This is a genomic window from Sulfuricella sp., assembly GCA_041651995.1.
Classification (GTDB): domain Bacteria; phylum Pseudomonadota; class Gammaproteobacteria; order Burkholderiales; family Sulfuricellaceae; genus Sulfurimicrobium.
On record JBAZID010000001.1, the window covers coordinates 321,470 to 333,516 of the forward strand.

Below are 12,047 nucleotides of genomic sequence, written 5' to 3' on the forward strand. Positions count from 1 at the left end.
CCCAGCCCCGTTTTCAGATTTCCAGCACCCCGGCAGCATGCAGCTTCACGCGAAGATGGAAAGGGCCGGGCAGATCCGGAACGGGAACATCCGCCAGTTGCAACACTTCCGGCCCGCCTGCGGCGGTCATCAAAATCGCTTTCATTCTTTGCCCTTTTTGTCCCAGACATAACGGTTGAAGCGCTGCCAGCGATTCTGTTTATTCGCCAGCTTGCTCACGGTTTTTTCCACCTGCTGCCATTGCAGCGCCTTGTGCTGCTTCTTTTGCAGCAGTTCCAGCAACAGGTCGGCGGCTTTCTTGTTCATGGCGCATTTATCAGAGGCGAAGCGCATATGTTAAACTTGAAGTCTGTTTTTTTCGAGTCTGAATCATGTCCGGCAACACTCTCGGCACCCTGTTCTGCGTCACTTCCTTCGGTGAATCCCACGGCCCGGCCATCGGTTGCGTGGTGGATGGCTGCCCGCCGGGGCTGGCGCTCACAGCCGAAGACATCCAGCTCGATCTGGACCGGCGCAAACCCGGCACCTCGCGCCACGTCACCCAGCGGCGCGAGTCGGACACGGTGGAAATCCTTTCCGGCGTATTCGAGGGCAAGACCACCGGCACCCCGATCGCCCTCCTGATCCGCAACGAGGACCAGCGCAGCAAGGATTACGGCAACATCGCCGAGACCTTCCGCCCCGGCCATGCCGACTATACCTATACCCAGAAATACGGCTTCCGCGATTACCGTGGCGGCGGCCGCTCCAGCGCGCGCGAAACCGCGGTGCGCGTGGCCGCCGGCGCGGTGGCCAAAAAATGGCTGCAGGAGCGCCACGGCATCGTGATCCGCGGCTACCTGTCCCAGCTGGGACCAATTGAAGTGCCCTTCAAAAGCTGGGATGAGGTGAGCCAGAATCCCTTCTTCGTCGCCGACAGCAGTTATACCCAGCAGCTTGAAGATTACATGGACTCCCTGCGCAAGGCGGGCGACTCGATCGGCGCGAAGCTCACCGTGGTGGCCGAAAACGTGCCGGTGGGCTGGGGCGAGCCGGTGTACGACCGCCTCGACGCCGACATCGCCTACGCGCTGATGAGCATCAATGCGGTGAAGGGCGTGGAGATCGGCGCCGGTTTCGGCTGCGTGACGCAAAAAGGCTCCGAGCACGGCGACGAGCTGACCCCGCAGGGCTTTGCCAGCAACCACGCCGGCGGCATCCTGGGCGGAATTTCCAGCGGCCAGGACATCGTCGCCCATATCGCCATCAAGCCCACCTCCAGCATCCGCATCCCGCGCCATTCGATCAACCTGGCGGGTGAGGCCATCATGGTGGAAACCCACGGCCGCCACGATCCCTGCGTCGGCATCCGCGCCACCCCCATCGCCGAGGCCATGCTGGCCATCGTGCTGATGGACCAGGCCCTGAGACATCGAGCGCAGAATGCGGATGTAGTGTGCGCGACACCAAAGTTACCGGGTAGAATCGGGTAATTCCAAGGAGTATTGCAATGGGCCTGCCGCAGGAAAATCCCGCTTACATCACGCCGGAAGCCTATCTGGCGGTTGAAATGGCCAGCGACACGCGCAACGAGTACCTCAAGGGCGAGGTATTCGCCATGGTGGGCACCAGTTCGACACATAACATCATTGTGCTCAATCTCGCGCAAGCCTTTCGCAACCATCTGCGCGGCGGGCCATGCCAGGTATTCGCTATCGATCTCAAGCTGCGAGTAGAGACGGCCAACGCCTATTTTTATCCCGACCTGATGGTCACCTGCACGGAAGCGGACCGCCGCAGCGACTACATCAAGACCGAGCCGATCCTGGTGGTCGAGGTACTGTCGCCCTCCACCGCCCTGTTCGACCGCGACAAGAAATTCGCCAGCTACCGCCAACTGCCCGGCTTGCAGGAATACGTGCTGGTGGATACAGAACAGGAGAGCATCGAATGTTACCGCCGCGCCGGTAACGGCGAATGGATCATGCACCCCTATGGCGCGGGCGAAAGCGTTACCCTGCACAGCCTGAACCTGGCATTCCCGATTGGCGAGGCCTATCAGGACGTGGATTTCTCCCTGTAAGTCATCCCTCATGTTGAATCTGATCCATGTCGGCCTTCAGGCCGAAATCTCGGCCTGAAGGCCGACCTGCATTAAATGCCCCTCCCCTACTGGCGCCTGTCCGGCTTCTATTTCTTTTACTTCGCTTTCGTTGGCGCCATGTCGCCATTCTGGGGCCTGTACCTGAAATCGCTCGATTTCACTGCTTTCCAGATCGGCATCCTGATGTCGCTGCTGCAGGTGATGCGCATGTTTGCGCCCAACATCTGGGGCTGGGCGGCAGACCATAGCGGCAAGCGGGTGGCCATCGTGCAAGTGGCCGCAACGCTCAGCCTGGCGTCCTATATCGGCGTATTTTTCGGCACCAGCTTCCTGTGGCTGTTTGTGGTGATGTCGCTGATGAGCTTTTTCTGGAGCGCATCGCTGCCGCTGGTGGAAGCCACCACGCTCAGTCATCTGGGCGAACGCACCGAGAAATATGGCCGCATCCGCCTGTGGGGTTCGGTTGGCTTCATTCTCGCCGTCGTGGGCCTGGGCTACGTACTGGATTTCGTGCCGATCCGCTTTCTGTTATGGGCAATTCTCGGCATGATGATCGGGCTGGCGCTATTTGCCCGCCATATCCCGGAAGCCCGCGTAATACCCCACCATACCGACCAATTTTCGGCCTGGCACATCATCAAGCAACCCGTGGTGCTGGCTTTTTTTGCCGCCAGCTTTTTCAATGCCGCCGCCCATGGCCCTTACTACACCTTCTACTCCATCTACCTGGTGGACCACGGCTATTCGAAAAGCAGCGTGGGCTGGCTATGGGCGCTGGGCGTTATCAGCGAGATCCTGGTTTTTCTGTGGATGCCACGCCTGATGCGCCGCTTCAGCCTGAACCAGATACTGCTGGTGAGCTTTGCCCTGGGCGTGTTGCGCTTTCTCGTCATCGGTTGGGGAATTGGCTGGTTCGGGCTGGTTCTTGCCGCCCAGTTGCTGCACGCAGCGACTTTCGGCTCCTACCAGGCAGCGGCCATCGAGGTGATTCACCGCCTGTTCCGGGGCAAGCATCAGGCCAAGGGGCAAGCGCTTTACAACAGCGTGTCCTTCGGTGCTGGCGGCACGCTGGGCGGACTCTATGCCGGCTACACCTGGGATGTGCTGGGGCCGCAGATCACCTTCACCATCGCCGCCGCTTTCGCCGCCATTGCCTTTCTGCTGGTGTACTGGAAACTCGGATCGGAACTGGCCGAAAACAAATCCTGAAGCCCCTTATCCCGCCATCAGGATAAGGCGTCACCCCGCCCCTGCCAGTACCAGGATTACCGGCAACCAGGCAGCTCAGCCGTATTTTCAATATGAATCATGAGCCTATGGCTTGAGCGTCCGCTCACGATAATAAAAAAACACTTTTTAGCTTGCACAAAAATCCAGGCGCGCAATATAATCATTCGAACACGTGATCATAAGATCAGATTATGTGTCCATAACGCAAAACTATACCCAAACCTGGAGATGCCTCATGAAAAAAACACTTCCCATCAGCCTCATTCTGGCAAGTAGCATCCTGTTGAGCAGCCAAGCATCAGCCGAATCGCCAAAGCCTGCGGCGCCCATGCCGGTAGAAATGCAGCAGATGATGAAAGTCTACTCTCCAGAACTGCGCCAGAAAGTGATGGCCCTGTCGCCGGAACTCAAGGGAACGATTCAGCAGTTGCACGCCGGCCACACCCGCCGCGCCAAGGAAACCAACCTGCGCCAGATCATGCATGAGATCCTTTCCGAATACCAAAGCATTGCCTCCGCCCTGGCGACCGACAATGCCGAGCAGGCCGCCGAAGCCGCGCGCCGCCTGGCAAATCACCGCATTCCCAAGGGCGGCCTGCTGGCTTATTTCCCTCTGGACAAGGTCAACACCAACGATCTTTCCGTACTCCCGGCAATGAATGAAATCGTTGAAGGCAGCGCACTGAAACTGGCGGATGCCGCGGACAAGGGTGACCTGCCCAAAGCAGCATCGTACATGAGTGAAATCATGACCGGCTGCGTTGCCTGCCATCAGAAATTCCGCGGCGTACCAGGCAATTCGGCTTACCTGACGGCCCCTGCAAGCAAATAACCCAGCCAATACCCATACACACTCCGAGGAGAAATAATGATGAATAAAAAAATTATTGCCGGCGCCGTATCCGGGATCATGTTTGCCATGGCACACAGCGCACACGCCACCAACGGTGACCAGATGCTGGGCGTTACCGCCACCCAGTGGGGCATGGGTGGCGCCGTCGTGGCCGCACCGCAGGACGCGGGAACCATCCTGACCAACCCGGCCGGCATAGCTGAACTGGGTATCAAGGAAGTGCGTTTCGACATGGGCGTGGGCTTGCTCAACCCGCCACGCAAGGTCAACGGGAAGGACAGCGATTCCGACTACTATCTCATGCCGTCCGGCGCGGTCGCCTTCAACGTCAGCGACAGGCTGTTCTTTGGCATGGGCATGGGCGGCACTTCCGGCAGCGGCGTCGATTTTGCCGATGCATCGATTGCACCGGCAACGCATGCCTTCGTCACCACCAAGCAGTCCTTCAAGATCGCCCCTGGCTTCGCCTACAAGGTCAGCGACCAGCTTTCTCTCGGCGCCGCGCTACAGATCGGCTACCAGAGCCTGGCCATATATAACGGCATGTTCCCCAGTGGCATCCTTTCCCTGCCCCAGACCCAGGTCTATGGCTACGGCATGAACGCGGGCATGATCTACAAGGTGAATGACGCGGTTCAAGTGGGCGCGAGCTGGACCAGCAAGACCAGCATGGACGAGTTCGAGTGGAACACCAACGCCGGCACCTACCGCATGACCATGGACATGCCGCAGATTTTCGCGCTGGGCGTGGCCTTCAAGCCCATGCCGGGCCTGCTGATCGAGGCGGACGTCAAGCACATCGGCTTCAGTGACGTACTTGACCGCGTCCCCTTCCAGATGCCGACCAACCCCAACGCAACCATGAACTTCGGCTGGAGCGACCAGACCGTTTACGCCATCGGGGTGCAGAAGGAAATTGATGAAAAAACCACGATTCGTGCCGGTTTCAACTATGGCAAGTCACCCATCGGGGCAGAGGACGTGGACAGCAACATCGGCTCGCTGGCCATCACCGAAAAGCACCTTTCGCTCGGTGTGACGCGCAAGTTTAGCGACAAGGCATCTGCCTCGCTCTCTTACGCCCATGCCTTCCACAACGAGATCACCTCTAACACCGGCACCAACAACAAGATCGAGCTGGAACAGAACATCGTCAACGTCCAGCTCAGCTACAAATTTTAATCAGGAGAAATCATGACAGTTGACCGCATTGTGCACTTTGTAGCCGGCCTGATGGTGCTGATCAGCATCTCGCTGGCGCACTTCTCCGACCCCGCCTGGCTGTGGCTCACCGCTTTTGTTGGCGCCAATCTGGCACAAAGCGGCGTAACCGGCTTCTGCCCGATGGCTTTCATGCTCAAGAAATCCGGCGTCAAGGAAGGAAGCTGCTGTTCTTGAGATTGAAACCAGGAAAGAGCAATGCTCCGGCAGCAGGCTTCCGGCCTGCTGCCGGTTTTATTTTGCCATTACGATATTCCCATAAAATCCATCTATAATTAGCAGTAGTTTTCTTCCCGAGGCAAGAAAAAACATGGCTGCAAAAAAACGCCAATCCGCTGAAATCCGCCGTCACGACATCATCAAGGCAGCGATGGAAATTATTCGTCATGAAGGCGTTTCCAGGCTGACCACACGTTCGCTGGCAAAAGCGGTAGGCATTGCCCAACCCACGCTATTTCTGCATTTCGGCAACAAAAGCCATGTTCTTGTTGCCTTGGTGGATTCCATTCAGGAAGGGCTCCAGCAAGAACTGATGGGCCTCGCGCTGGACAAGATGACACCGCTCGAACGCATCAAAACGGTAATTCGCACCCATCTCGACTTCATCCAGAATCAGCCGGGCATTCCGCGCCTGCTGTTTGCAGAGGAATTGCAGAACGAAGACCCCCTGTTCCGGCAGCGCATGGATCAACTGGTGATGTTTTTCCTCAGATTTATTGCCGGCATGATCAGCGCCGCGCAGGAAGCCGGCGAGATCCGCGCCGACCTCATCCCGCAGCAGGCTGCCTGCCTGCTGATCGCCGCTGTTCAGGGCCTGGCGCTACGCTGGGTACTCACGGGCGGGGAGCGTTTCGTCCTGTCAGAACAGGCCGACATAGTCACTACCACCTTGCTCGAAGGCTGGACGCCCCGAGCTTAGGGCCTGTTAACACTAGCCACGGCGACGCCCATATCCCGCCATTCCCATCAACAGACGCACCCCGCCATAACTCAGCCACGATAGCAGGCGCAAATGGAGTGGCTGCTTTTTCCAGCTATCGTAAGTCACGACCCGCGAGCCCTCGGCCATGGACTGTTCCAGGCTCGCGCCCAGTTCGGCGGCGAAACCGCCATCATCCACGATCACGTTCGCCTCGCGCGATAGCAGCAAGCTGAAGGGATCAATATTGGAAGAGCCCACCGTGGCCCAATGACGGTCGATCACCGCCACCTTGGCATGCATGAAGCTGCGCTGATATTCATAAATCTCGATGCCGGAATCCAGAAAAACGCCGTACAAGGCACGCGTGGCATAGTGCAGCAGCAGGTATTCCACCCGCCCCTGCAGCAACAGGGTCACTTTCACGCCGCGCTTTGCCGCACCAATCAGCGCCTGGCGAAAGCGGCGTCCAGGCAAAAAATAGGCATTGGCGATAATCACTTCAGACCCGGACTGATTGATCGCATCCAGGTAAGCGTCCTCGATATCGCGCCGGTGGTTGATATTGTCGCGCAAGAGGAAAGCCGCGCGCACGCCATCCGCAAATGGCAAAACCAGCGGATCGCGCTGCTGGCGGCGGCGCCGCCGTTTCAGCTGGGACCAGGCCACCAGCCCCCACAGTTTTCTGGCCGTCGCATGCACAGCCTGCACCAGCGGCCCTTCCAGCGCCACGGCATAATCATAGCGGGGCGGTGTTTGGCCCGGCGTATCCATGTCGTCGATGATGTTGATCCCGCCGACGAAAGCGATGCGGTTGTCCGCCACCGCAATCTTGCGATGCAGGCGGCGGTAGCTGCTGCGCCGGAACTTGGCCAGCACGGGCCGGTAACTCAGCACCTGGACGCCGGCGGAACGCATGTCTTCGATCATCTCGCGCGGCAGGTCTTTCGCACCGTAACCATCCAGCAGCAGGTGCGTAGTGACACCGCGCCGCGCCGCGCGCTTCAGTGCCGCGGCAATCTGCCGCCCGGTGCCGTCATTTTCGAAAATATAGGTTTCCAGATAGATTTCCCGCACTGCCCGGTCAATCGCCTCTTCCAGCGCGGGGAAATAATCCGTGCCGTTTTGCAGCAGGGTAATCCGGTTGCCGTCTACGAACTGGGTCATGCGCGAGTGAGCGTGGCCGACAGGGGCGCGTGGTCAGAAATGCGCGACCATGGACGGCCAAAATGCACCTGGGCCGTTTTGACTTTCAAACCGCGCACATAAATGCGGTCCAGGCGCAGAACCGGAAGGGAGGCGGGATAGCTGCGCGCGGGCATGCCATGCACCTGTTCGAAAGCTTCCTTCAGATGCATCTCGCGCAGCATGAAACGGCACGCCTCGATGCGCCAGTCGTTGAAATCCCCGGCGATGATGAGCGGCTCATCCGGCGGCACCAGGCGCTCGATATGGTCGCGCAGCAAATGCAGCTGTTTCCTGCGCCAGCGCGCGAACAGGCCGAGGTGCACGCAGATGCAATGCAGCTTGTGTTCCCAGCCGGGAATCTGGATTTCGCCATGCAGTAGTCCGCGCTGCTCGGCGCGGTGGGCGGAGATGTCGACATTCTCCCAGCGTACGATGGGGAAGCGGCTGAGAATCGCGTTGCCATGATGCCCCTCGGGATAGACCGCGTTCTTGCCGTAGGCAAAATCGTGCCAGATCGAATCGGCCAGAAATTCGTACTGCGACTCATCCGGCCAGTCCTCATGGTTCTCCGCGTGCAGGTGATGCGCCCCCTGCACTTCCTGCAGGAAAACCACATCCGGCTGCATGCCGCGCAGACGATCGCGCAGCTCGTGCAGCACCATGCGCTGATTGAACTGGGAAAAGCCTTTGTGGATGTTGTAGGTCGCAATGTGCAATGAATTGACAGCACTTGCTTCACTACCTTGCGGCACCTCTTGTGGGGCCATCATGGACTCGGTTGCAGGAACGGGTTACTGCAATCTTAAACCAGATAGTCAGGGCTTGTTAATACTAATTAAAAAACCCTGACAGACAGCGGAATGTGCATCTATACTTTCATCATTCTGTACAGATTGAGATTGCCATGAAACTAGCGACATTCACCGAAGTACGCAACCACGCCAAGCAGTATTTCGACATTGTCGCATCGGGCGAATCCGTACGCGTGCTGCGCAACGGCAAACCCATCGCCGACATTATCCCGGTTGTTGCCGAACTGCCTTCCTGGAAACGTCGCAAGGCGCAACCCCTGGTGCTGGATGGCGTTTCCATCAGCCAAATGATCCTCGAAGAGCGCGAAGCTGGCTTGTGATGCGCGTTTTTTTCGACACCTCTGCCTTCGTCAAGCGCTATGTCAGTGAAACAGGAACCGATGCCGTGCTTGAATGGTGCGACCGGGCAACAGAGATCGGCTTGTCCGGCATCGCTCTGCCCGAGATCATTTCGGCCTTTTGCCGGCTGCACCGTGAGGACAAAATCACCGGCACGCAATATCTGCAATTGAAGTCATTGCTGCTGGCTGACATCGAGGACGCTGCCGTTTGCGACCTGGCTCCGGTAGTGTTGGGCCATGCGATATCCGCTCTCGAAACCAGCGTGCTGCGCGGCATGGACGCCATACACATCGGCAGCGCCGTGGCCCTGAAAGCCGATGTTTTCATATCTGCAGATACGCGGCAATGCGAAGCTGCTACCCGCGCCGGGTTGCGGGTCGAGGCGGTATAGAGCGACTGGAAGGGAAACCCAAAACCGTTCAGGCACAGCAAATCAGGAATTAAGAAAAATCACACCTATCCATGATTCTTGAAGAGCGAAGCCGGGTTGCGAATCGAGGCGGTGCGTGCAAAATACGGTGAAAATCAGCCGGTAGGCATTTTTTGCAGCATCTCGGCAATCTGCTATTCTTCCCGCATGAAAGTAAACGAAATCTTGGCGAAGTTGAAAGCAGATGGCTGGTACCTCGCAGCAACGCGCGGCAGTCATCGCCAGTTCAAGCATCCCGTCAAGAGTGGCCGTGTCACCGTGCCCGGAAAACCAAGTGATGATCTGGCGCCCGGTACGTTGAATAGCATCCTCAAGCAGGCTCAGTTAAAGGACTAATCCTATGCGTTACGCAATCGTTGTTGAGAAGGCTGAAAATAATTATTCAGCTTATGTGCCGGATTTACCCGGTTGTGTCGCTACCGGCGCTACCGTCGAAGAAACTGAGCGCGAAATACGCGAAGCCATCGGCTTCCACATCGAGGGGCTCATTGAAGATGGTCTGCCCGTTCCCCAACCGTCAAGCATCGTCGAGTACCTTGAAATCGCAGCCTAAACCTGCGTTCAAGTTCGCTCCCTGCGGCGCGATCTTTAGCTTCACGTTGTCGCTGTAGAAAAATTCAAAAATGGGCTTTTCTATAGCGTAGTCAACCCGCATCCACCTTTCGCCACACCAGGCTGCGGTTATTGGCCGGCATGGAGATATCCTGCAGCAAGGTCAGGCCCTGACTCACAGCCAGCTGATTGACCGCTTCGAAATCCCGCACCCCGCTCTGAGGGTCGCGCGCCTTGAGCCAGGCGTCGAAACGCGCGTTGCTCTCCGAGGTGAAATTTCCGCCATAGTTGAACGGGCCATACAGGCACACCAGCCCGCCCGGCACCAGCACGCGGCCGATGCCGGCGAACATGCGCTGCACCGCGGGCCACGCAACGATGTGGACGGTATTGGCGTTGAAGATGGCGTCAACCGCGGTTGCGAGCGGCCAGGCGGCGTCATTCAGGTCGATGGTCAGCGGCGGCAGCACGTTGGGGAGCCGGGCTTCATCCAACCAAGCCTGGATGCCGGGGTGATTTTCGGGCAGCTCGCTGGTCTGCCAGCTCAGGTGCGGCAGCGCCTGGCCGAAATACACGGCGTGCTGCCCGGTGCCGCTGGCGATTTCGAGCACGTTTTTGCGCTCGGCAAAAACCTCCCGCAACACGGCCAGGATGGGGTCGCGGTTCTGTTCACAGGATTCGGCGTAGGGTTTCATGGTATCGGTTCGTTGATTATTTTAGAAATAGCATTTTAACCACGGGGCACACGGGGGGCACGGGGAAGAACAAGAATCTGTGAAATCGACACACCGCCAAGCACATGCCTGGGATTGATCAAGTATTTTTCTGATCTTTCCCCGTGATCCCCGTGGTTAATAGGTTTTTCTGGATCTTCAGGCTCACGACGAGCAGCTTACTTCGATTTGCCGCGCCCAGTCCGGCGGCAGGGCGGCGTAGCTTTCCATCTCCGGCTGCTCGTCGAAGGGGCGTCTGAGCAGCGCCAGCAGGCGCTCCACCTCGGAAAAATCGCGCGCCTGCTCGGCCTTCTCGATGGCGACCTGGGCGAGGTAATTGCGCAGGATGTATTTCGGGTTGACGCCATCCATGCGCCACTTGCGTTCGGCATCCGCGCTCTGCTCCATTTGCAGGCGGGCGCGGTAGGTATCAGCCCAGGCATCGAAGGCGGCGCGGTCGATGAACTGGTCGCGCAGCCTGGCATTTTCCGCGCCGGGTTCGGAGCGGAACTGCCCCAGGCTGCGGAACAGGCTGGTGTAATCGACCTGGCTGGCGTGCATGATGTCCAGCAGGCTGTTGGCCAGCGCAAGGTCGTCCGGATGATCCGTGGCCAGCCCGAGCTTGTGGCGCATCAGTTCCAGGTAGTGCGCGGTGAAAACCGGCTCGTAACCTTCCAGCGCGGCATTGGCGTCACTCACCGAAATGATCGGCGTGAGCGCCTGCGCCAGGCAGGCGAGATTCCACAGGCCGATGTGCGGCTGCTGGTCGAAGGCATAACGGCCTTCGTGGTCGGAGTGATTGCACACATAAGCCGGATTGTAGCTGTCCATGAAGCCGAACGGGCCGTAGTCGAAAGTCAGCCCGAGGATGGACATGTTGTCGGTGTTCATCACCCCGTGGGAAAAACCCACCGCCTGCCATTTGGCCATCAGCCGGGCGGTGCGCGCGACCACTTCATTCAGGAATTGCGCGTACTTGTCCGGAGAATCGGCAAGGTGCGGGAAATGCCGGGCAATGACGTAATCCGCAAGCTGCGCGATCGGCTCATGCTGGTTGCGGTAGTAGAACACCTCGAACGAGCCGAAGCGCACGTGCGAGGGCGCCATGCGCGTCACCACGGCGGCGCGCTCGATGGACTCGCGGTACACCTCCTGGTCGCTGCCGACGATGCACAGCGCGCGCGTGGTCGGGATGCCCAGGCCGTGCATGGCTTCCGAACACAGGTATTCGCGGATGCTGGAACGCAGCACAGCGCGCCCGTCGCCGCTGCGCGAATAGGGCGTGGTGCCGGCGCCCTTGAGCTGGATCTCCCACGCCTCCCCGGCCCGGTTTTTCACCTCGCCCAGCAGGATGGCGCGCCCGTCGCCCAGCTGCTGCACGTAGTGGCCGAACTGGTGGCCGGCGTAGAGCATGGCCAGCGGATCGCTGCCCGGCAGAAGGCGGTTGCCGATGAAATGCTCGGCAAAATCGGCGCGCGCCGCCTCAGTGTGATCCATGTCGATCAATCGCGCCGCATCGGCGTTGAAGCTCACCAGATAGGGCGCAGGCAAAGGGGTCGGCTTGAGGCGGCTGTGGAAAGTCTGCGGCAGGCGCGCAAAGCTGTTCTCGAAATTGAGCTGGTCTAGTTTTTTCATGGGACAGAATTATACCTTAGTGATTTAGTAAACTTTGTCCGATTCGGCTAGAATCAAGTCTCGCTAACA

General features: G+C 58.7%; 17 protein-coding genes. 11 read left to right on the top strand and 6 right to left on the bottom strand.

Features of this window, described 5'->3' with window-relative positions; genetic code table 11:
* Positions 1-13 precede the first annotated feature (13 nt).
* Positions 14-145 (bottom strand): hypothetical protein, encoded by a 132-nt coding sequence (locus WC392_01525; GenBank protein MFA5241033.1) that lies wholly within the window; start codon positions 143-145, stop codon positions 14-16.
* Positions 142-306, bottom strand: a complete 165-nt coding sequence (locus tag WC392_01530; GenBank protein ID MFA5241034.1) for a hypothetical protein — start codon at positions 304-306, stop codon at positions 142-144. The genes WC392_01525 and WC392_01530 overlap by 4 nt, the downstream gene beginning before the upstream one ends.
* A gap of 65 nt (positions 307-371) precedes the next feature.
* Between WC392_01530 and aroC the strand changes: the two genes are divergently transcribed.
* From aroC to WC392_01565, 7 genes are all read left to right on the top strand, one after another.
* Entirely contained in the window at positions 372-1,472 is a 1,101-nt protein-coding gene (aroC, locus tag WC392_01535) for a chorismate synthase (protein MFA5241035.1), read from the top strand.
* Positions 1,473-1,489: 17 nt separating this feature from the next.
* A complete protein-coding gene (locus WC392_01540; protein ID MFA5241036.1) occupies positions 1,490-2,062 on the top strand; it encodes a Uma2 family endonuclease in 573 nt (190 codons plus the stop codon).
* A 75-nt stretch (positions 2,063-2,137) separates the two neighbouring features.
* Positions 2,138-3,292: an MFS transporter gene (locus tag WC392_01545; protein ID MFA5241037.1), complete on the top strand. Its 1,155-nt coding sequence runs from the start codon at positions 2,138-2,140 to the stop codon at positions 3,290-3,292.
* A gap of 256 nt (positions 3,293-3,548) precedes the next feature.
* Positions 3,549-4,145 (top strand): hypothetical protein, encoded by a 597-nt coding sequence (locus WC392_01550; GenBank protein ID MFA5241038.1) that lies wholly within the window; start codon positions 3,549-3,551, stop codon positions 4,143-4,145.
* A 36-nt stretch (positions 4,146-4,181) separates the two neighbouring features.
* Entirely contained in the window at positions 4,182-5,348 is a 1,167-nt protein-coding gene (locus WC392_01555; GenBank protein ID MFA5241039.1) for an outer membrane protein transport protein, read from the top strand.
* 12 nt (positions 5,349-5,360) lie between these two features.
* Complete coding sequence (locus WC392_01560; GenBank protein MFA5241040.1) at positions 5,361-5,564, top strand: DUF2892 domain-containing protein; 204 nt, start codon at positions 5,361-5,363, stop codon at positions 5,562-5,564.
* Positions 5,565-5,697: 133 nt separating this feature from the next.
* Positions 5,698-6,306, top strand: coding sequence for a TetR/AcrR family transcriptional regulator (locus WC392_01565; protein ID MFA5241041.1), 609 nt, complete (start codon positions 5,698-5,700; stop codon positions 6,304-6,306).
* Positions 6,307-6,318: 12 nt separating this feature from the next.
* On the opposite strand, the gene clsB is transcribed toward WC392_01565, so the two are convergent.
* On the bottom strand, positions 6,319-7,473 hold the full coding sequence (clsB, locus tag WC392_01570) for a cardiolipin synthase ClsB (protein ID MFA5241042.1): 1,155 nt from the start codon (positions 7,471-7,473) through the stop codon (positions 6,319-6,321).
* The gene (locus tag WC392_01575; protein MFA5241043.1) at positions 7,470-8,264 is read right to left on the bottom strand and encodes an endonuclease/exonuclease/phosphatase family protein; all 795 of its coding nucleotides are present in this window, start codon (positions 8,262-8,264) and stop codon (positions 7,470-7,472) included. Before WC392_01575 ends, clsB begins: the two co-directional genes overlap by 4 nt.
* Before the next feature lie 134 nt (positions 8,265-8,398).
* Between WC392_01575 and WC392_01580 the strand changes: the two genes are divergently transcribed.
* The 4 genes from WC392_01580 to WC392_01595 all read left to right on the top strand — a co-directional run bounded on the left by WC392_01580 (position 8,399) and on the right by WC392_01595 (position 9,631).
* Positions 8,399-8,626, top strand: coding sequence for a type II toxin-antitoxin system prevent-host-death family antitoxin (locus WC392_01580; protein MFA5241044.1), 228 nt, complete (start codon positions 8,399-8,401; stop codon positions 8,624-8,626).
* The gene (locus WC392_01585) at positions 8,626-9,039 is read left to right on the top strand and encodes a type II toxin-antitoxin system VapC family toxin (protein MFA5241045.1); all 414 of its coding nucleotides are present in this window, start codon (positions 8,626-8,628) and stop codon (positions 9,037-9,039) included. Before WC392_01580 ends, WC392_01585 begins: the two co-directional genes overlap by 1 nt.
* A gap of 78 nt (positions 9,040-9,117) precedes the next feature.
* On the top strand, positions 9,118-9,414 hold the full coding sequence (locus WC392_01590; GenBank protein ID MFA5241046.1) for a type II toxin-antitoxin system HicA family toxin: 297 nt from the start codon (positions 9,118-9,120) through the stop codon (positions 9,412-9,414).
* A 4-nt stretch (positions 9,415-9,418) separates the two neighbouring features.
* Positions 9,419-9,631 (top strand): type II toxin-antitoxin system HicB family antitoxin, encoded by a 213-nt coding sequence (locus WC392_01595; GenBank protein MFA5241047.1) that lies wholly within the window; start codon positions 9,419-9,421, stop codon positions 9,629-9,631.
* A 91-nt stretch (positions 9,632-9,722) separates the two neighbouring features.
* Here WC392_01595 and WC392_01600 read toward each other — a convergent pair whose 3' ends face one another.
* Complete coding sequence (locus WC392_01600) at positions 9,723-10,325, bottom strand: DUF938 domain-containing protein (protein ID MFA5241048.1); 603 nt, start codon at positions 10,323-10,325, stop codon at positions 9,723-9,725.
* Between the two features lie 183 nt (positions 10,326-10,508).
* A complete protein-coding gene (locus WC392_01605) occupies positions 10,509-11,978 on the bottom strand; it encodes a YdiU family protein (protein ID MFA5241049.1) in 1,470 nt (489 codons plus the stop codon).
* Positions 11,979-12,047 lie beyond the last annotated feature (69 nt).